Source organism: Pseudomonas marginalis, assembly GCF_008692035.1.
Taxonomy (GTDB): Bacteria; Pseudomonadota; Gammaproteobacteria; order Pseudomonadales; family Pseudomonadaceae; genus Aquipseudomonas; species Aquipseudomonas marginalis.
This window is the reverse complement of record NZ_VTFG01000002.1, coordinates 222,855-243,482: the sequence shown is the minus strand read 5'-3', so window position 1 is coordinate 243,482 and position 20,628 is coordinate 222,855. Positions and strand designations below refer to the sequence as shown.

At 58.2% G+C, this 20,628-nt stretch carries 12 protein-coding genes, 2 tRNA genes and 3 rRNA genes; 10 read left to right on the top strand and 7 right to left on the bottom strand.

From position 1 onward, the window contains the following. Positions 1 to 19 precede the first annotated feature (19 nt). On the bottom strand, positions 20 to 301 hold the full coding sequence (locus FX984_RS20990) for a hypothetical protein (protein ID WP_027607138.1): 282 nt from the start codon (positions 299 to 301) through the stop codon (positions 20 to 22). Between the two features lie 164 nt (positions 302 to 465). Next, entirely contained in the window at positions 466 to 1,353 is an 888-nt protein-coding gene (rhtA, locus tag FX984_RS20985; RefSeq protein ID WP_027607139.1) for a threonine/homoserine exporter RhtA, read from the bottom strand. A 698-nt stretch (positions 1,354 to 2,051) separates the two neighbouring features. On the opposite strand from rhtA, the gene FX984_RS20975 reads away from it, so the two are divergent. From FX984_RS20975 to mrdA, 6 genes are all read left to right on the top strand, one after another. Continuing rightward, positions 2,052 to 3,588 (top strand): 16S ribosomal RNA (locus FX984_RS20975). Positions 3,589 to 3,671: 83 nt separating this feature from the next. Next, positions 3,672 to 3,748 (top strand) — tRNA-Ile (locus FX984_RS20970). A gap of 30 nt (positions 3,749 to 3,778) precedes the next feature. Beyond that, positions 3,779 to 3,854, top strand: a tRNA-Ala gene (locus FX984_RS20965). Between the two features lie 248 nt (positions 3,855 to 4,102). Further along, positions 4,103 to 6,994 (top strand): 23S ribosomal RNA (locus FX984_RS20960). A 158-nt stretch (positions 6,995 to 7,152) separates the two neighbouring features. Then, positions 7,153 to 7,268, top strand: a 5S ribosomal RNA gene (gene rrf, locus FX984_RS20955). The 16S, 23S and 5S rRNA genes sit together here with 2 tRNA genes alongside, the layout of an rRNA operon. A gap of 270 nt (positions 7,269 to 7,538) precedes the next feature. Then, positions 7,539 to 9,431, top strand: coding sequence for a penicillin-binding protein 2 (mrdA, locus tag FX984_RS20950; RefSeq protein ID WP_027603090.1), 1,893 nt, complete (start codon positions 7,539 to 7,541; stop codon positions 9,429 to 9,431). Position 9,432: 1 nt separating this feature from the next. On the opposite strand, the gene FX984_RS20945 is transcribed toward mrdA, so the two are convergent. Then, complete coding sequence (locus FX984_RS20945) at positions 9,433 to 9,834, bottom strand: GFA family protein (protein WP_043293198.1); 402 nt, start codon at positions 9,832 to 9,834, stop codon at positions 9,433 to 9,435. 99 nt (positions 9,835 to 9,933) lie between these two features. On the opposite strand from FX984_RS20945, the gene FX984_RS20940 reads away from it, so the two are divergent. Further along, entirely contained in the window at positions 9,934 to 10,401 is a 468-nt protein-coding gene (locus FX984_RS20940; protein ID WP_154905359.1) for an SRPBCC family protein, read from the top strand. Positions 10,402 to 10,479: 78 nt separating this feature from the next. On the opposite strand, the gene FX984_RS20935 is transcribed toward FX984_RS20940, so the two are convergent. Next, complete coding sequence (locus tag FX984_RS20935; RefSeq protein WP_146478328.1) at positions 10,480 to 12,717, bottom strand: TonB-dependent receptor; 2,238 nt, start codon at positions 12,715 to 12,717, stop codon at positions 10,480 to 10,482. A 218-nt stretch (positions 12,718 to 12,935) separates the two neighbouring features. Between FX984_RS20935 and FX984_RS20930 the strand changes: the two genes are divergently transcribed. The 3 genes from FX984_RS20930 (at position 12,936) to FX984_RS20920 (ending at position 16,697) form a co-directional block, all read left to right on the top strand. Continuing rightward, entirely contained in the window at positions 12,936 to 15,293 is a 2,358-nt protein-coding gene (locus FX984_RS20930) for a DNA polymerase II (protein WP_092359568.1), read from the top strand. Between the two features lie 31 nt (positions 15,294 to 15,324). Then, positions 15,325 to 15,957 (top strand): glutathione S-transferase N-terminal domain-containing protein, encoded by a 633-nt coding sequence (locus FX984_RS20925; protein ID WP_092359571.1) that lies wholly within the window; start codon positions 15,325 to 15,327, stop codon positions 15,955 to 15,957. A gap of 164 nt (positions 15,958 to 16,121) precedes the next feature. Then, a complete protein-coding gene (locus FX984_RS20920) occupies positions 16,122 to 16,697 on the top strand; it encodes a DUF4174 domain-containing protein (protein WP_027603094.1) in 576 nt (191 codons plus the stop codon). Between the two features lie 36 nt (positions 16,698 to 16,733). Here the strand turns inward: FX984_RS20920 and FX984_RS20915 are convergent, their stop codons facing one another. From FX984_RS20915 to FX984_RS20905, 3 genes are read right to left on the bottom strand one after another with little or no spacing between them, the layout of a single operon-like run. Beyond that, positions 16,734 to 17,768 carry an acyltransferase family protein gene (locus tag FX984_RS20915; protein ID WP_146478327.1) on the bottom strand — a complete coding sequence of 345 codons (1,035 nt, stop codon included), beginning with the start codon at positions 17,766 to 17,768 and terminating at the stop codon, positions 16,734 to 16,736. A gap of 22 nt (positions 17,769 to 17,790) precedes the next feature. Then, positions 17,791 to 19,200, bottom strand: coding sequence for a lipid II flippase MurJ (locus FX984_RS20910; RefSeq protein WP_146478326.1), 1,410 nt, complete (start codon positions 19,198 to 19,200; stop codon positions 17,791 to 17,793). Further along, complete coding sequence (locus FX984_RS20905; RefSeq protein WP_027603097.1) at positions 19,200 to 20,627, bottom strand: O-antigen ligase family protein; 1,428 nt, start codon at positions 20,625 to 20,627, stop codon at positions 19,200 to 19,202. The genes FX984_RS20910 and FX984_RS20905 overlap by 1 nt, the downstream gene beginning before the upstream one ends. Position 20,628 lies beyond the last annotated feature (1 nt).

The following is a 20,628-nucleotide window of genomic DNA, read 5'->3' as shown; positions in this document are numbered from 1 at the left end:
GGTGACTGCTCGGAGGAGATCACTTGCAGATGACGATCATGCTGCGGCTGGTATAGCCGGCAGGGTTTAGGCCGAAGGGATAGTCCCCTGGTTCCTCGGAATTGTCACCGGACTTGGCGATAACCCGGTAGCCTTTGGCGCCACAAGAGTTGGTTGCACTGGTGTAGCACTGGTCCCAGGAAGAAGACAGGCCGGAACAGTTGATATGCAGCCCTTTTTTGCCGCGTTTTACTTCTGTCTTGGTAGTCGCGGCGCAGCCAGCAATAGCCACGACCATTAACAGTATCAAAATTCGCTTCATTCCTATCCTTAATAGCCACTTCATAATGCTTGAAGCCGGCTCTACTCGCTCTCGAGTGTAGCGTTCGTGCTGTCCTTGTCGAAAAACTCCATGAATGACATTCGTTTGCAGTTTAAACATGGCCTAAATACGCGGCAAATACCAGAGCAACTTTCAAAGATGATTCAATCCGCCGGAACCAGTGGCTTGGAGTCATTGCGCATCGTCAGTGTCGCGCCTACCGAGGCCATGATAATGCAACTTATGGCCAGCCATTGCGGTAGGGATAGGTGCTCCTGCAGGAAGAAAAGTCCTGAGAGTGCACCGAAAGCAGGCTCAATGCTCATCAGTGTTCCGAATGTGCGGGCGGGGAGGCGTGTCAGCGCTACCATCTCCAGGGTGTAGGGAAGTGCCGTGGACAGGATCGCGACACCGATGGCGACTGGAATCAATGCCGGGGTCAGTAATGCGGTGCCGGCATGGACGATACCGATGGGCGCCACAAACAGGGCAGCGATCATTACGCCGAGGGCGGCGGTCTGGACGCCGTTGTCGTTGCCTGCTTTCTGACCGAACAGAATGTAGAGTGCCCAGCAAGCCCCCGCCCCCAAAGCATAGGTCGCGCCGACCAGGTCGATTCCGCTGCTGGCTTCCCCCATGGGAATCAACAGGAGCAGGCCGATGATCGCGAGTGCTATCCACAGGAAGTCTACCGCTCGGCGCGACGCGTAGATCGCGACGGCGAGCGGTCCGGTGAATTCCAGGGCTACGGCAATGCCCAAGGGAACGCTGCGCAAGGACATATAGAAGAGAAAATTCATGCCGCCCAAGGCCATGCCGTAAACGACCACGGTGCGCAGGGATTTTGCGGTCAGCCTGGCGCGCCATGGTCGCAGGATGAGCAACATGATTACGCTGGCGAAGATCAGGCGCAGGGTTGTGGTGCCCTGGGCGCCGACAATCGGGAACATGCTCTTGGCCAGTGAGGCTCCGGACTGGATGGAGGCCATGGCGATCAACAGCAGGCCGACAGGAAACAATGCCGAGGCCAAGCTGCGGGGGGAGGTGGTCATTGGGGCGTTCGTCCGAGGTCATATTCGAGAATCAGGGGCTGCTATGATGCTTAATCGTTCGGCTTTGAGCAATATATTGCTCAATTCGACAGCGAGACCTTCTCTATATAGAGGGATTTGAAGGTTGGCAGGCACTTTGATAGAAAAACCAAATTAAGTGTTGACGGCAGATCCTGGAAGTCTATAATTCGCCCCACTTCCGGCGCAGTCGAAACGTAAAACTCCTTGATAAACAATGAGTTATGCAGAATAAAGCAGCGGATTGCTTCAGTTCATCGAAGCCCAGAAGGAGTTGGTAGGGTCGTGTTGTTTGACGCTATTAACGATTCGATCTTCTCGGTCGAAAGCGGAGAAAAAGAGGTGTTGACAGCAGCGTGTAACGCTGTAGAATTCGCCTCCCGCTGACGAGAGATCGGAAGCGCAAGTGGTTGAAGTTGTTGAAGAAATCTTCGAAAGCTTCTGAAAATAATCACTTGACAGCAAATGAGGCTGCTGTAGAATGCGCGCCTCGGTTGAGACGAAAGCTCTTAACCAACCGCTCTTTAACAACTGAATCAAGCAATTCGTGTGGGTGCTTGTGGAGTCAGACTGATAGTCAACAAGATTATCAGCATCACAAGTTACTCCACGAGAAATCAAAGATGTAACCAACGATTGCTGAGCCAAGTTTAGGGTTTCTTAAAAACCCAAAGATGTTTGAACTGAAGAGTTTGATCATGGCTCAGATTGAACGCTGGCGGCAGGCCTAACACATGCAAGTCGAGCGGTAGAGAGAAGCTTGCTTCTCTTGAGAGCGGCGGACGGGTGAGTAATGCCTAGGAATCTGCCTGGTAGTGGGGGATAACGTTCGGAAACGGACGCTAATACCGCATACGTCCTACGGGAGAAAGCAGGGGACCTTCGGGCCTTGCGCTATCAGATGAGCCTAGGTCGGATTAGCTAGTTGGTGGGGTAATGGCTCACCAAGGCGACGATCCGTAACTGGTCTGAGAGGATGATCAGTCACACTGGAACTGAGACACGGTCCAGACTCCTACGGGAGGCAGCAGTGGGGAATATTGGACAATGGGCGAAAGCCTGATCCAGCCATGCCGCGTGTGTGAAGAAGGTCTTCGGATTGTAAAGCACTTTAAGTTGGGAGGAAGGGCCATTACCTAATACGTGATGGTTTTGACGTTACCGACAGAATAAGCACCGGCTAACTCTGTGCCAGCAGCCGCGGTAATACAGAGGGTGCAAGCGTTAATCGGAATTACTGGGCGTAAAGCGCGCGTAGGTGGTTTGTTAAGTTGGATGTGAAATCCCCGGGCTCAACCTGGGAACTGCATTCAAAACTGACTGACTAGAGTATGGTAGAGGGTGGTGGAATTTCCTGTGTAGCGGTGAAATGCGTAGATATAGGAAGGAACACCAGTGGCGAAGGCGACCACCTGGACTGATACTGACACTGAGGTGCGAAAGCGTGGGGAGCAAACAGGATTAGATACCCTGGTAGTCCACGCCGTAAACGATGTCAACTAGCCGTTGGGAGCCTTGAGCTCTTAGTGGCGCAGCTAACGCATTAAGTTGACCGCCTGGGGAGTACGGCCGCAAGGTTAAAACTCAAATGAATTGACGGGGGCCCGCACAAGCGGTGGAGCATGTGGTTTAATTCGAAGCAACGCGAAGAACCTTACCAGGCCTTGACATCCAATGAACTTTCCAGAGATGGATGGGTGCCTTCGGGAACATTGAGACAGGTGCTGCATGGCTGTCGTCAGCTCGTGTCGTGAGATGTTGGGTTAAGTCCCGTAACGAGCGCAACCCTTGTCCTTAGTTACCAGCACGTAATGGTGGGCACTCTAAGGAGACTGCCGGTGACAAACCGGAGGAAGGTGGGGATGACGTCAAGTCATCATGGCCCTTACGGCCTGGGCTACACACGTGCTACAATGGTCGGTACAGAGGGTTGCCAAGCCGCGAGGTGGAGCTAATCCCAGAAAACCGATCGTAGTCCGGATCGCAGTCTGCAACTCGACTGCGTGAAGTCGGAATCGCTAGTAATCGCGAATCAGAATGTCGCGGTGAATACGTTCCCGGGCCTTGTACACACCGCCCGTCACACCATGGGAGTGGGTTGCACCAGAAGTAGCTAGTCTAACCTTCGGGAGGACGGTTACCACGGTGTGATTCATGACTGGGGTGAAGTCGTAACAAGGTAGCCGTAGGGGAACCTGCGGCTGGATCACCTCCTTAATCGACGACATCAGCTGCTCCATAAGTTCCCACACGAATTGCTTGATTCATTGAAGAAGACGATAAAGAAGCAGCCCGAAATTGGGTCTGTAGCTCAGTTGGTTAGAGCGCACCCCTGATAAGGGTGAGGTCGGCAGTTCGAATCTGCCCAGACCCACCAATTTTGTGTGGGAAACGCCTGTAGAAATACGGGGCCATAGCTCAGCTGGGAGAGCGCCTGCCTTGCACGCAGGAGGTCAACGGTTCGATCCCGTTTGGCTCCACCACTACTGCTTCTACGTTATGAAAGCTTAGAAATGAGCATTCCATCAGTATGATGGTGAATGTTGATTTCTATCTTTGATTAGATCGTTCTTTAAAAATTTGGGTATGTGATAGAAAGATAGACTGAACGTTACTTTCACTGGTAACGGATCAGGCTAAGGTAAAATTTGTGAGTGGCTCTTAATTGAGTATGATCGAATTTTCGGCGAATGTCGTCTTCACAGTATAACCAGATTGCTTGGGGTTATATGGTCAAGTGAAGAAGCGCATACGGTGGATGCCTTGGCAGTCAGAGGCGATGAAAGACGTGGTAGCCTGCGAAAAGCTTCGGGGAGTCGGCAAACAGACTTTGATCCGGAGATGTCTGAATGGGGGAACCCAGCCATCATAAGATGGTTATCTTGTACTGAATACATAGGTGCAAGAGGCGAACCAGGGGAACTGAAACATCTAAGTACCCTGAGGAAAAGAAATCAACCGAGATTCCCTTAGTAGTGGCGAGCGAACGGGGACTAGCCCTTAAGTGGCTTTGAGATTAGCGGAACGCTCTGGAAAGTGCGGCCATAGTGGGTGATAGCCCTGTACGCGAAAATCTCTTAGTCATGAAATCGAGTAGGACGGAGCACGAGAAACTTTGTCTGAATATGGGGGGACCATCCTCCAAGGCTAAATACTACTGACTGACCGATAGTGAACTAGTACCGTGAGGGAAAGGCGAAAAGAACCCCGGAGAGGGGAGTGAAATAGATCCTGAAACCGTATGCGTACAAGCAGTGGGAGCCCACTTTGTTGGGTGACTGCGTACCTTTTGTATAATGGGTCAGCGACTTATTTTCAGTGGCGAGCTTAACCGAATAGGGGAGGCGTAGCGAAAGCGAGTCTTAATAGGGCGTCTAGTCGCTGGGAATAGACCCGAAACCGGGCGATCTATCCATGGGCAGGTTGAAGGTTGGGTAACACTAACTGGAGGACCGAACCGACTACCGTTGAAAAGTTAGCGGATGACCTGTGGATCGGAGTGAAAGGCTAATCAAGCTCGGAGATAGCTGGTTCTCCTCGAAAGCTATTTAGGTAGCGCCTCATGTATCACTGTAGGGGGTAGAGCACTGTTTCGGCTAGGGGGTCATCCCGACTTACCAAACCGATGCAAACTCCGAATACCTACAAGTGCCGAGCATGGGAGACACACGGCGGGTGCTAACGTCCGTCGTGAAAAGGGAAACAACCCAGACCGTCAGCTAAGGTCCCAAAGTTATGGTTAAGTGGGAAACGATGTGGGAAGGCTTAGACAGCTAGGAGGTTGGCTTAGAAGCAGCCACCCTTTAAAGAAAGCGTAATAGCTCACTAGTCGAGTCGGCCTGCGCGGAAGATGTAACGGGGCTCAAACCATACACCGAAGCTACGGGTATCACGTAAGTGATGCGGTAGAGGAGCGTTCTGTAAGCCTGTGAAGGTGAGTTGAGAAGCTTGCTGGAGGTATCAGAAGTGCGAATGCTGACATGAGTAACGATAATGGGTGTGAAAAACACCCACGCCGAAAGACCAAGGTTTCCTGCGCAACGTTAATCGACGCAGGGTTAGTCGGTCCCTAAGGCGAGGCTGAAAAGCGTAGTCGATGGAAAACAGGTTAATATTCCTGTACTTCTGGTTATTGCGATGGAGGGACGGAGAAGGCTAGGCCAGCTTGGCGTTGGTTGTCCAAGTTTAAGGTGGTAGGCTGGAATCTTAGGTAAATCCGGGATTCTAAGGCCGAGAGCTGATGACGAGTTACCTTTTAGGTAACGAAGTGGTTGATGCCATGCTTCCAAGAAAAGCTTCTAAGCTTCAGGTAACCAGGAACCGTACCCCAAACCGACACAGGTGGTTGGGTAGAGAATACCAAGGCGCTTGAGAGAACTCGGGTGAAGGAACTAGGCAAAATGGCACCGTAACTTCGGGAGAAGGTGCGCCGGTGAGGGTGAAGGACTTGCTCCGTAAGCCCATGCCGGTCGAAGATACCAGGCCGCTGCGACTGTTTATTAAAAACACAGCACTCTGCAAACACGAAAGTGGACGTATAGGGTGTGACGCCTGCCCGGTGCCGGAAGGTTAATTGATGGGGTTAGCTAACGCGAAGCTCTTGATCGAAGCCCCGGTAAACGGCGGCCGTAACTATAACGGTCCTAAGGTAGCGAAATTCCTTGTCGGGTAAGTTCCGACCTGCACGAATGGCGTAACGATGGCGGCGCTGTCTCCACCCGAGACTCAGTGAAATTGAAATCGCTGTGAAGATGCAGTGTATCCGCGGCTAGACGGAAAGACCCCGTGAACCTTTACTATAGCTTTGCACTGGACTTTGAATTTGCTTGTGTAGGATAGGTGGGAGGCTTTGAAGCGTGGACGCCAGTCTGCGTGGAGCCAACCTTGAAATACCACCCTGGCAACTTTGAGGTTCTAACTCAGGTCCGTTATCCGGATCGAGGACAGTGTATGGTGGGTAGTTTGACTGGGGCGGTCTCCTCCTAAAGAGTAACGGAGGAGTACGAAGGTGCGCTCAGACCGGTCGGAAATCGGTCGTAGAGTATAAAGGCAAAAGCGCGCTTGACTGCGAGACAGACACGTCGAGCAGGTACGAAAGTAGGTCTTAGTGATCCGGTGGTTCTGTATGGAAGGGCCATCGCTCAACGGATAAAAGGTACTCCGGGGATAACAGGCTGATACCGCCCAAGAGTTCATATCGACGGCGGTGTTTGGCACCTCGATGTCGGCTCATCACATCCTGGGGCTGAAGCCGGTCCCAAGGGTATGGCTGTTCGCCATTTAAAGTGGTACGCGAGCTGGGTTTAGAACGTCGTGAGACAGTTCGGTCCCTATCTGCCGTGGACGTTTGAGATTTGAGAGGGGCTGCTCCTAGTACGAGAGGACCGGAGTGGACGAACCTCTGGTGTTCCGGTTGTCACGCCAGTGGCATTGCCGGGTAGCTATGTTCGGAATAGATAACCGCTGAAAGCATCTAAGCGGGAAACTAGCCTCAAGATGAGATCTCACTGGGACCTTGAGTCCCCTGAAGGGCCGTCGAAGACTACGACGTTGATAGGTTGGGTGTGTAAGCGCTGTGAGGCGTTGAGCTAACCAATACTAATTGCCCGTGAGGCTTGACCATATAACACCCAAGCAATTTGACTACTCGAAAGAGCATCAGATTGCGGTGTGTGAAGACGCAATGAACCGAAAGTTCGAGATTTCACAAAACACCGACAGCTGTCACATACCCAATTTGCTGAAGCGAGGCCAGCCGGCCACGACTCAGTACCCGAATTTCTTGACGACCATAGAGCATTGGAACCACCTGATCCCATCCCGAACTCAGCAGTGAAACGATGCATCGCCGATGGTAGTGTGGGGTTTCCCCATGTGAGAGTAGGTCATCGTCAAGATTAAATTCCGAAACCCCATTTGCGAAAGCAGATGGGGTTTTGTTTTGGGCGGTCGGAAAGTGGGTACGCCTAGGCGGATGAGCTGTTGATTATCTTCAAGGGCAGCTGCCGTATCACCGTACCCGTCGAGAGGGAACTCACTTCAGAGTGCCGTTGGGGAATTCAATGCAAAGTGTTTCTGCATTTTTGGTATGGTGCAGCACATTTCCCAAGGACTGATCTTTCATCGCAGGATGCGGCGTCGACCTTCTTCAACGAGATGCTGTAGAAATGCCTGAACCGATACCGATTAAAGATCACGAAAAAGAAAACCGCCTGGTCAACAAGCGCCTGCTCGCTTGTGCGTTGTTGGTGATAGGCATTACGTGTGCCCTGGTGGGGCGTATGTATTTCCTTCAAGTCGTACAGTTCGACTACCACTCCACGATTTCTGAAAACAACCGCGTCCATGTGCTGCCCATCACTCCGACGCGCGGCCTTATCTATGACCGTAATGGCGTGGTGCTGGCTGATAATCGACCCAGCTACAACCTGACCATCACCCGCGAGCGCACCACTGACCTCAAGGGCGAGCTCGACGCCATCGTCAACTTGCTGCACCTGCCTGTCGAAGACCGAGCACTGTTCGACAAGGCTCTGAAGCAGGCACGCCACCCATTCGTCCCCGTGACGTTGTTTTACGAGTTGACCGAAGAGCAAATTGCATTGCTGGCGGTAAATGAGTTCCGCCTGCCAGGAGTAGATGTAGAGCCGCAATTCGTCCGTCACTACCCGCTGGGCGCGCACTTTGCCCACTCCATCGGTTATGTGGGGCGGATCAATGAGAAAGAATCCAAAGCCCTCGACTCGGTGGAGTACCGTGGCACGCAGTCCATCGGCAAAACCGGTATCGAGCGTTTCTACGAGTCCGAACTGCATGGTCATGTCGGCTACGAAGAGGTTGAGACCAATGCCCAGGGCCGCGTACTCCGTGTGCTCAAGCACACCGACCCGATCCCTGGCAAAAATATCGTCCTGAGCCTCGATGTGAAGCTCCAGGAGGCTGCGGAAGAGGCCCTGGGTGATCGCCGTGGCTCGGTGGTTGCCCTCGATCCGCAAACCGGTGAAGTGCTGGCCATGGTCAGCAAGCCGAGTTTTGACCCGAACCTGTTCGTCACCGGCATCAGTTTCAAGGAATATGCCGCCCTGCACGACTCCATTGACCGGCCGCTCTTCAACCGTGTCCTCCGGGGGCTCTATGCGCCAGGCTCGACCATCAAGCCGGAAGTGGCCATCGCTGGTCTCGACAGCGGTGTCGTCACCCCACAGACCCGTGTATTCGACCCCGGTTACTACCAGCTCCCCGACTTTGACCACAAATACCGCAACTGGAACCACAGTGGTGACGGCTGGGTAGACATGGACGCTGCCATCATGCGTTCCAACGACACTTACTTTTACGACCTGGCTCACAAGCTCGGCATTGACCGCCTGCATGACTACTTGGCCGAGTTCGGCCTGGGTCAGAAAGTCTCCCTGGACATGTTCGAAGAGTCCGCCGGCTTGATGCCATCCCAGGCATGGAAGCGCGCCACACGGCGCCAACCCTGGTTCCCAGGTGAAACCGTGATCCTCGGCATTGGCCAGGGTTACATGCAAGTCACTCCGCTGCAATTGGCCCAGGCCACGGCGTTGATCGCCAACAAAGGCGTGTGGAATCGCCCGCACCTGGCCAAGACGATCAATGGCGAGCCGCCGGTGGACCAGAACCCCATGCCCAACGTCGTCCTCAAGGATCCGCGTGATTGGGAGCAGGTCAATCACGGTATGCAGTTGGTGATGCATGACCCACGAGGTATCGCCCGGGCCGCCGCACAAGGGGCGCAATATCGCATTGCCGGCAAGAGCGGTACCGCGCAAGTGGTTGCGATCAAGCAAGGCGAGCGTTACAACCGCGAGAAGACACTGGAACGCCACCGTGACAACGCGTTGTTCGTTGGCTTCGCTCCGGCCGAACATCCGAAGATCGTGATTTCGGTGATGATCGAAAACGGTGAGGCCGGTGGTCGCGTCGCGGGTCCGGTGGTGCGGCAAATCATGGATGCCTGGCTACTCGACCAGGACGGTCACCTGAAGCCGCAATATGCGACGCCGGCAAAAGCGCCAGGTGACCCCCGCGTTTAAATCATGCCTTCCACTCGTCCCATTGCTCTATGCCTTCATGGGCAAGCCAGGGCACATCATGGGCCGTCCAGATGTGCGAGGTGGGCCTGACGCCCGGATCATCGTCCAGCGTCGCCACCCGCACGATCACATGGGGCTGATGCCCACGTTCTGCTATCAGATGTGAGCCACAGCGCGAGCAGAAATGCCTGAGCTTGCCCGGCGAAGATTCAACGGACGCCAACAGCTCCTCTCCCCGCGTCCAGCGAAAATGTTCGCGCATTACGCCTGCAGTGGCGACAAACGGCGCCGCATGTATTTTGCGGCAGCTTGCGCAGTGGCAGTGGCTGATAGGCATGTCCAACTGGTCCACCTGATAGCGGACACCTTTGCAGAAGCAACTTCCATTCAATGGGTCAGTCATAAACGTATTGCCGGTTCAAGGACGGGGTCATCATGATTGCTTACAACCTGAGGTTGCGCATTATTTGGTGTCGCCTACTGTCAATGGAGGAGGTGACTTATGCACGTATTAGATCGCATTGAGCGAAAAGTTCTGCTGAATGCTTCACGTAAACAGGTCTGGGAAGCGCTCGCCAATGCCGAGCAATTCGGCGATTGGTTTGGTATCGCCCTCAAGGGCAAAGCCTTTGTGGCAGGGGAAACCATAGAGGCGCCGATTACCTACCCAGGTTACGAACACGTGATCTGGAAAGCCAAAATCGAACGCATCCTGCCGCAAACGTTGTTCTCTTTCTGTTGGCACCCCTTCGCGGTAGAAAAGGGCGTCGACTACGACAAGGAAACCCCGACACTGGTTGAATTCACCATTGAGGATCGGGCGCCGGGCATTTTGCTGCGGGTGGTTGAATCCGGTTTCAACGCGGTGCCGGAGGCTCGTCGGCAAAAGGCCTTCAAGATGAACTCCCGTGGCTGGGACGATCAGATGGGCAATATCGAAAACTATTTGAGCAAAGCACGTAGGGCGTGAGCCGCATAACGGGCATCATTAACGGATGCCCGTCCTTGTCGTTTCCAGTGTTCACGGGGGAGTGACCTGGCCTTACGGTTAGAAGTCCACCGTCGCGGATAACTTGGCTACGCGAGGATCGCCCTGGCTCAGGAACCCGCCCTGAGCCGATTCCCAGTATTTTTCGTTAGCGACGTTTTCCACAGTAACCCCGAGAGTTACATCACGCTGGTCCAGCGTGAACGTATAGCGCGCGCCTATATCGAAGCGGTTCCAGGCCGGCAGGCTCAAGTTGTTGGCTGCATCCGCGTACTGGCCACCGGTGCGCAGCATGCGCCCGTTGAGGGTCACGCCTTGCAGGGCGGGTACATCCCAGTCCACGCCCGCGTTGAGCTGGAAGGACGGTACACCAATGGCGCGGTTGCCATCGTTGGCACCGTTCTGTGTGTCCTTGAGTTCGGTCTTCATCATGGTCACACCACCCAGCAAACGCAGGCCGCTGACCGGTTCGCCGAAGACATTCAATTCGACGCCTTTATTGATCTGCTGGCCTTCACGAACGTAGCGTGCGGTGGTTGCATCGACGACCTCCGAGTAACCTGCTCCAGGCTGCTCGATACGATAAACCCCTAAGGTAGCGCCATAGGTACCCATGTCCACTTTGACGCCCGCTTCGATCTGCTTGGAGCGAGCGGGCGCGTAGGCCTGCCCGCCGCCAATCACAGTGCGGGTGCCTGCCACGAGCGGGGAAACCGGTCCTTGGGCCAAGCCTTCGATGCGGTTGGCGTACACCGACACGTGTTCCCATGGCTTGAACACAATGCCGTAGACCGGCGTGGTGATCGATTCGTCATAGTTGGCGGTGCGTGTACCGCTCATGTAGTTGTAACCCTGAACCACCATCTGCTGGCGACGTGCGCCGACGGTCACCAATAGGCGGTCATCGAAGAAGCCCAGGGTGTCGGAGACGGCTACGCTGCGCACGAATGTCTTGGCGGTAATGGTCGGGTCGCTGAAATCGGTACCTGGGGTATTGCGCGGGTTGTTGAGAGTCGGTGGTGCGCCAGTCACAGGCGCGTAGATATTGGTCGCACTCGGTGAGCCGTTGAAGACATAGGCGTTACGTGCCTGGGTCCAAATGCCCGCGAGGCCGAAGTTGAGTCGATGGCTGACGGCGCCGGTCTGGAATTTGCCGTTCAGGCCGCTCATTAGACTGGAGTTGTCTTCTTCGTGCGCGATGGTCGAGCGGCTGGATGTGGCATTGCCGAGGTTATCGGTCAGGGTCACCGATGAATATTGGCCCATTTCACGGCTGTGTTTGGCACCGGCTGCGGCATAAGCCGTCCAGTTTTCGTTCAGGTCATACTCGGCGCGCAGCATCCCCAAGGTGTCTTCAAGGTTGGTACTGCTCCAGCTCGGCGCATAGTTCGTGTCTGCTGAAGGCGCATCCGGTACATGGGTGGCGGTACCCAGGAATACCGAATTGCGCCCGCCGTTGATGCGCTGCTTTTGATAGACAAAATCACTCGATACGCGCAAAGCATCGCCGCGGTAATCCAGGCCGAGGGCAAACAGTTTGGAACGCTGGCTTTCATCGTCAATACCAGTATCCCCTTCGCGTTGGGACAGGTTTACTCGTGCACCAAAACGATTGTCTTCGCCGAACCGCTGGCCGATATCCAAGTGTTCGCCTACACGGCCATCGTTGCTGATATCCGTGCTGAAGCGACGCAGCGGTACATCATCGGCGCGCTTGGGTTGCAGGTTCACGCCGCCGCCGATCCCCGAGCCGCCCGGTGTCACGCCGTTGATAAACGCGTTGGGCCCCTTGAACACTTCCACACGCTCCAGCGCGTCGGTAGAGATGATCTGACGTGGCAGGATGCCGTACAAACCATTGTAGGAAATATCATCGCCGTTCAACGGCAGGCCACGGATCATGAAGGTCTGCGCCTGGTTCGCATACCCCGACGCCTGGCGCACCGACGAGTCATTGAGCAGCACATCGCCGACGGTCTCGGCCTGCTGATCACGAATCAATTTTTCGGTATAGGAGGCCATGCTGAAGGGGACGTCCATGATGTCCTGGTTGCCCAGCACTCCCAATTGACCACCGCGTGCCACCTGGCCGCCGCTGTACACGGGGGGAAGGGCACCCGGTCCGGGCCCGTCGGCGTTGATAGTGGTGGCACCCAATTCCAGTGTGCTGCCGTCCTGACGGTTGTTCGCATCCTGCGGGTTGACTGGGGTTGCAGCATGGGCGGCAAAGCTCAGGGAACAGCAAAGGGCGAGCAAGGTCGGGCAAAACGGCACAGCGAATGGGCTACGGGTGGGCATGGTCGATCCTGACGGCGAACCGTCAATGTGAGAAGAGGGGCAACAGGCGTTGCGCTTCCTCACTGCGCGAATACGACTCCGGCGCAGATGATAGTAATTATTATTAACGACGTGCAACAAATTTGTCAGATTGCAGTCTGCGTGCGCGTTTACCTGCCGCGTTTGCGCAGATGCCGCGTAGAATCAACGCCTGAAAGCTATTCCAGAGGTGCGGTACGGTGGATTTACAGCAGGGTTTTGTCCTGACCCGGCATTGGCGCGACACCCCGGCGGGCACGGAGGTCAGTTTCTGGCTGGCCACAGACCAGGGGCCACGGTTTATCCGCCTACCCGTGCAGACCTCGGTGATGTTTATTCCCGAGGCCCATCGCAAGCCGCTGGATTGGTTGCTCAAAGGCGAACGCGATATCGAATTGCGCCCGCTGCAACTCTGCGATTTCCATCACCGCCCGGTCCTGGGCCTATACACGCGCCAGCACCGCCAGTTGATGGACGTGGAAAAACGCCTGCGCGCCGCCGGTGTCGATGTCTACGAAGCCGATGTGCGCCCGCCGGAACGCTACATGATGGAGCGTTTCATCACCGCTCCGGTCTGGTTCGGGGGTACACCGGATGCCGGCGGTGCCCTGTGCGATGCGCAGATGAAGCCCGCGCCCGACTACCGGCCGCCGCTCAAGCTGGTGTCCCTGGATATCGAGACCACCGCCCAGGGCGACCTCTATTCCATCGCCCTCGAAGGCTGCGGCGAACGCCAGGTGTACATGCTCGGCCCGCCGAACAAGACGGACGCGGTGGATTTCAAGCTCGACTACTGCGACACCCGCGCCCAACTGCTCGAATGCCTCAACCAATGGCTCGCCACCCATGACCCCGATGCAATCATCGGCTGGAATGTGGTGCAGTTCGACCTGCGCGTACTCCACGAACATGCCCAGCGCCTCAACGTGCCGCTGATGCTCGGTCGCGGCGATGAGCCCATGGCCTGGCGCGAACACGGCAGTCGCAACCATTACTTCGCCGCGGCCGCGGGGCGCCTGATTATCGACGGTATCGAAGCCTTGCGTTCGGCCACCTGGAGCTTCGAATCCTTCAGCCTGGAAAACGTCGCGCAAACCCTGCTCGGCGAGGGCAAGGACATCTCCACACCGTATCAACGCATGGACGAAATCAACCGCATGTTCGCCGAGGACAAGCCCGCCCTGGCGCGTTACAACCTCAAGGACTGCGAGCTGGTCACACGGATTTTCGAGAAGACCGAGCTGCTCAAGTTCCTGCTCGAGCGTGCCAGCGTCACCGGGTTGCCGGCCGACCGCAACGGCGGCTCGGTAGCGGCATTTACCCACCTGTACATGCCGCTGATGCACCGCCAGGGCTTCGTCGCGCCGAACCTGGGCGACAAACCGCCCCAGGCCAGCCCCGGCGGGTTTGTCATGGACTCGCGCCCCGGCCTCTACGAATCGGTGCTGGTGCTCGATTACAAAAGCCTCTACCCGTCGATCATCCGCAGCTTCCTGATTGATCCGGTGGGCCTGATCGAAGGCCTCAAGCACCCCGACGACAGCGACTCCGTCGAAGGCTTTCGCGGTGCACGCTTTTCTCGTACCCGGCACTGCCTGCCGGCCATCGTTGCGCGTGTCTCCGAAGGTCGCGAAGAGGCCAAGCGTGAGCACAACGCGCCGCTGTCCCAGGCGCTGAAAATCATCATGAATGCGTTCTACGGCGTACTCGGTTCCAGCGGTTGCCGCTTTTTCGATACACGCCTGGCTTCCTCGATCACGATGCGCGGCCACCAGATCATGCGCCAGACCCGCGAACTGGTTGAAGCCCAGGGGTATGAGGTGATCTACGGCGACACCGACTCCACCTTCGTGTGGCTCGGCAGCGCGCATTCCCAGGACGACGCCAGCCGTATCGGCCAGGCGCTGGTCAAGCACGTCAACACCTGGTGGCGTGAGCACCTGCACAGCGCGTTCGGCCTGCAAAGCGCCCTGGAGCTGCAATACGAAACCCACTTCAGCCGCTTCCTGATGCCGACCATTCGCGGCGCGGAGGAGGGCAGCAAGAAGCGCTACGCCGGCCTGGTGGTACATGCCGACGGCAGCGAAGAGATGATCTACAAAGGCCTGGAGACCGTACGCAGCGACTGGTCGCCCCTGGCCCGTCGGTTCCAGCAGGAACTCTACCAGCGCATCTTCCACCGCCAGCCCCATCAGGACTACATACGCGACTACGTGCGCCGGACCCTGAGCGGCGAGTTCGATGAACTGCTGATCTACCGCAAGCGTCTGCGCCGCCAATTGGACGACTACGAGCGCAACGTGCCGCCCCATGTACGCGCGGCGCGCCTGGCCGATGAATACAACGACCGCCTGGGGCGCCCGCGCCAGTACCAGCGCGGCGGCTGGATCCGCTATGTGATCAGCGTCAACGGCCCCGAACCGCTGGAAGTACGCCAGGCGCCGATTGATTACGACCACTACGTCACCCGGCAATTGCAACCGGTCGCAGATGCCATCCTGCCGTTCGTGAGTGACGATTTCAGCACCCTGGTCGGCGGGCAAATGGGCCTGTTCTAAAATTCTTGATTCATCCAATGGAGGAAAGGCTATGTACACACTCTATGGCATCGACGAGTCCGGCTCCTGCATGATCGAAATCGCCCTGCACCGTTGCGCGGTACCCTGGCGACGGGTGGACGCCGCCTCCTGGGCCGACGGCGAGGGCAGCGACGAGCTTGCCCGTATCAACCCGCTCAAACAGGTGCCCACCCTGGTCACCCCCGATGGACAGGTGCTGACGGAAAGTGCCGCGATCCTGATCCACCTGGGCCTGGCGTTTCCCGATGCGCATCTGCTGGGCGGCGACCGTGACCAGATCATCCGCGGCCTGGTGTACATCGCGGCCAATTGTTATTCGGCGATCGGCATCATCGACTACCCGCAACGCTGGCTGGGCAACGCCGATGAGGCGGTGCTGGCGCAATTGGCCACGGGCACGCGCCGCTATCTGCACCAGGCCTGGGTGGTGTTTGCCGAACAGTTTGCCGGCCAACTGTTCGCGCCCGACGGCGCACCGAATGCGTTGGGCATCATGGCGGCGGCGGTGTCGCGCTGGGATGAGGCGCGTGAGGCCTTGACTGCCTTGGCGCCAGGCTTTGCCCAGACCCTGGCGCAGGTGGATGCCGACCCGATCGTGGCACCTGTCTTTGCCCGCCATTGGCCGGGCTGGAAGGTCTCGTAATGTTTGTGCAATCAAAGGAAACAATGCCGCATGTCGCCGCCAAGTCCTTGCGGAGCGGGCGTCCTGGCCTACGCTTTCTGAACGCGGTGTAGGAATCATCCTTGAATTTGACTGTCGCAGACATGAAACTCAAGAACCCTGCATGGAATTCAAAGGAGGTGCGCATGCTCATCCGGTCGCTGACCCTGGCTACCTTGATGGCTTTTACGGGGCCGCTGTTGGCTGCTGATGATATCAACCCGCTCAAGCAGGACCTGGGCAAAGCCCGGCCACTGGTGGTGGTGGAGCTTGATTCCGGCAACGACACACTGGCGACCCTCAAGAAACAACTGGACGAGCCTGCCACCAAGCAGTCCTTTGAAGAGCGCAGCATGGTGTTCTACACCGTGAAGTTCGGCAGCATCGGTGCCGAAGGGGAGAAGTTCGCCAAGGACCCCAAGGACAACAAGAAGCTCACGCCGCCTGAGACCAATGCGCTGATCCGCGCCCTCAAACTGGGCGCCGGCAGCGGCACCAAAGTGATCCTGGTGGGCAAGGATGGCGAGAAGAAAGTCGAGAAGACCGTGCCGCCGGATAGCCTCGACTTGAAAGAGTTTTTCAGCGCCATCGACCAGATGCCGATGGCCGAGAAAGAAACCGCCGCCGCCCCGGAACCCGAGCCCGTTGCACCGGCTCCTGCCAAGGGCGCCAAGCCGGCGAAACACGCCGGCAAGCCCGCCGCGCAACAACTGGATGACTGAACCCGATACCCGGTAGGAGCACGCTCGCTCCTACCGTTATCTGGCAGCCTTGCGCAGCGGAAATGGAAAGTAGAAAAACCGCAGGAACGCCACCCGCTTGATCACTTCCCCGATCAACAACGGCACCACCACCGCCACCACAAAGCCGATACAGGCCGCGACAAACGCGTGCAGCCCCAGACGCTCCATCAAGTCGAATGTCTTGTGCTGGATCTCCCCATGGAAGATCAGCAGGATCAGGGTCGACTGGCCGATGTAGGTCATGACCCGGGTGATCAGGGCCGACGCCATCAGCACCCGCGCCAACGCCCAGCACAGGTACACCCCAATCACCGCCAGCAGGCTGGTCCACAGCCAGTGGTCGTAGCGACGCTGCGCCAGGTCCATGGTGTCGCCCCGGTAGAGGAACACCGCCGCGAACAGCGCCACCGACACCAGCAGGGTCAGCAGGGAGCCCGCATGGGTACGCAGCCAGCCGCGCAGCAGGTAGCCGTAGACGAAACACGCGCTGCTGATCAGGGTGATATCCAGGCTGAAGGGCAGGCCGGGCAGCACCCAGATTTGCCCGCCGAGAGTCACCGGCAGTTGCCAGAACCACGGCAGCATCCAGATGCCGATCAGCAGCGGCACCAGCATCACTGCGCAACTCACCGCCAGCGGCAGGCGCTGGATCAGCCGCAGTACCGCCCAACTGAACAGGATCGCCACCCAGAAGTGCGGCAAAAACCACAGCGCCTGCCACGGGATGGTGTCCACCGAGGCGTACAGCACGCCGCCGATATCCGGCAGCAGCGGTTGGCCGCGCAGCACATCGCGCACGATCACATACACCAGCATGGTGAAGAAAAACGGCTTGAGCAGGCCGTCGGCCTTACGCACCGCCATCTCGACAAACGGCTGTTCAGGTTTGAAAAACACCCCCGACAGAAAGAAGAACAACGGCAGTACGAACGACGCCAGGATCGGGTACATCAAGTCCGGCGACGTGGCGACAAACCAACTGTGGGCGTACACGATCACCAGGATGCCGATGCCCTTGGCGATATCCATTTGAATCCAGCGATTTTTCACCTGAGTGCTCCCGATCGATCATTCATGCCTTGCGCCACGGCTTGAGCCACAGCCCCATGCCGAGCAGCACCACGGCGCCGGCCAGGGTGCTCAGCCCCAGTTGCAGCCACACGCCCTCAATACCAAACAGCATCAGCGCCGCCAGCCCCATCAGCAGTGCACTGAGCAGCCAGTGCCGGGCCCAGGGCACGGCGTCGAGCAAGGCCTGGCGCTGCATCAGCAACAGTGCGGTGCAGAGCACGCCGGCCAGTGCGGCCAAGGGGATACCGGCCAGGCCGAACACCCAGGGCAGCGCTCCCAGCAACACCACGTTGACCAGGCTGCCGAGCAACTCGCAGCGCAGCGGCTCGCGCGTATCGCCGGCGGCGTAGGCATAGCGCGCGAGCAAGGCGTTCCAGGCGCCGAACACCAACGGCACGGCAAACCAGGCCAGCAGCAGCGGCAACGGCGAATCCGCCGATTGCCTGGGCAGCAGCAATGCCACCAGGCTCGGGGCTGCCGCCACCAGGCCGACACCGGCAGGCAGGGTCAACACGCTGGCGGTTTCCAGGCCGCGCTTGAGCAGGGCCAGGCGCTCATCGCCCTGACGGCGGCTCATCATGCCCAGCAGTACCTGGTTGAGACTCATCAGTGCAATCAGCGGCAGGTTCATCAGCTTGCGCGCCAGGTTGACCCAGGTCACCGCGCCTTCGCCCAGCAGCGATGCCACCAGCCGCTCGATCAGCGCCAACCCCTGGCTGGCGCCATTGCTCAGCAACAGCGGTCCGATGCGCTGGCCCAGCTCCCGCAAGGGTGCGACGCTCAGTTGCCAGCGCCATGGCCGCCAGCCTTGGCGCCACACCGACGGCAACAGCGCCAGCGGCATCAACAGGCTGCCGGCCAGGCAGGCCAGGGCCAGCGCGTGCGGTTGGCTGGTGGTGCCGGCGAGGGCGAGGTACGTCACCGGCGGCAGGTTGAACAGCAACGAGCCCAGCCCCGCGAGGACAAAACGTTCACCGGCCTGCAAGGGAATGCTGAACAGCCCATGCAACATCAAGCCCGGCACACACCAGGCGAGGATCTGCAGGTTGCTGCTGGCCAAGACTGTGGCGGTGTCGGCCAACCCCGGGCCGAGCACTTGCACCAGCCACGGTGCCAACAGCGTCAGCAGCAGGCTCATGACCAGCGCGATCAGCAGCAACGCCGGGAACAGCACCGCCAGCCACTCCAGGCGTTCGCCATGCTTGCGTTGCAGGTACAACGGCAGCGCGGCGGCGCTCAGCACACCGCCGGCCAACGACATGCGCAGCGCTTCCGGCAAAAACAGCGCGATCAGGAAGGCATCGCTGCGCTCTCCGGCGCCCCAGGCCGCCACCAGCAACCATTCACGGGCAAATCCCAGGCACAGGCCCACCAGGGTCGCCAGGGTCAGCCAGGCGGCGGAGCCGAGCATCAGGGCCGTGCCCCATCAGGCAGGTGTTTGCGGTAGGCCACGGTCTTCACCTGCGGCAGCCGCGCTGGAAACAACCGCCGCGCCTCCAGCACATTGATGCCCACCATCAGCCAGAACAACGCCACCATCACCACCGCAAAACTGAAGTAGTGGTCGAACAGGCCGCTGACCAGCGCCGACAGAATCCCGCCGGTGGTGCCCAGCCACAGGGCATTGTCCTTGGTCAGGCGGATCGGGCCTTTTTGCGGACGCGCCTCACGCCACCAGCGCACGGTCACCGCCACAAAGAACAGCATGCCGACGATGCCGGTCTTGTAGATGAAGTTCAGCCACAGGTTGGAGATCCCCAACAGGTGGGTGCCCGGTACCGGCGGGTCAACCTTGAAGCCGATCCCGAACGGATAAGACACCACCGCCTGCGGGAACATGCGGTACTCGTCGAACCGCACTTCGGTACTGGCGTTGTCCGACGAGAAAATCGTCGCCAGACGTTCCTGCAACGGTGGGTAGGCCATTACCAGTGCCACGGTAAGCGCCGCGCCGATCATCAGCAGGCGCCCGGTGTAGGGCACGCGGCGCGTAGCCATCCACACCAGCACCAACGCCAGGCTGACCATCGCGCCACGGCTGCTGGCCAACAGTAACGCCGCCGCGCCCAGGCAGGCGACGCCCAGGCCCAGCGCACGTTTCCAGCCCTGTTCGGTCACGCCGAAGCAGAAGGCCAGGGGCAGCAGCAATGCCATGATCCCGCCGATGGCATTCGGGTGCATCCACGGCGAACCCATGCGCGAAGACATGGCCTCCAGGCCGAATTTCAACATGTCGAAGTTGCCGTAGTTGAACAACGCCAGAATCGGCGCAATGCCGGCCCCGGAGCGCGTGCGCACGAACACCGCAATCGACAGCACCAGCATCGCCAGGCTGCCCAGCAACAGGGCGATCACCAAGGATTCACGCTGCTTGCGGTCCACCAGCAATCTGGCGCAGAGGAACACCGCCGACAGGCTCAGCAACCAGCGCAGCCAGTTGGCCACGCCGCTGCTGTCGGCGTGGACGGTGACCTGGCCGACGATAAACGGGAACACGCTGAACAGCATCAGCCACAGCAGCATCTGGTCGGTGGGGCGGCGGGTCAGGCTGGGCGTATCGGGCAGGCGGGCCAGGAAGTTGTGCCACAGCACCGCGCCCCAGGTCAGGGCCAGGATCGCTTCGCTGACGGTGCTGCGGATCCCCAGGTTGATAGTCGAGTACGGCATGAACGTGGCGATCATGGCGAACAGCAACAGCCCCCACAACGGAAAGCGCAGAATGGTCACCGCCCCCGCCAGGCCGACCACGGCCAGGAACGCCTTGGCCGGCGACAGCAACAGGGCGAGGGCGCCAAACAGCAGGCCGAAGAGGATCGCGACGAGGCTTGCCAGGTTCACT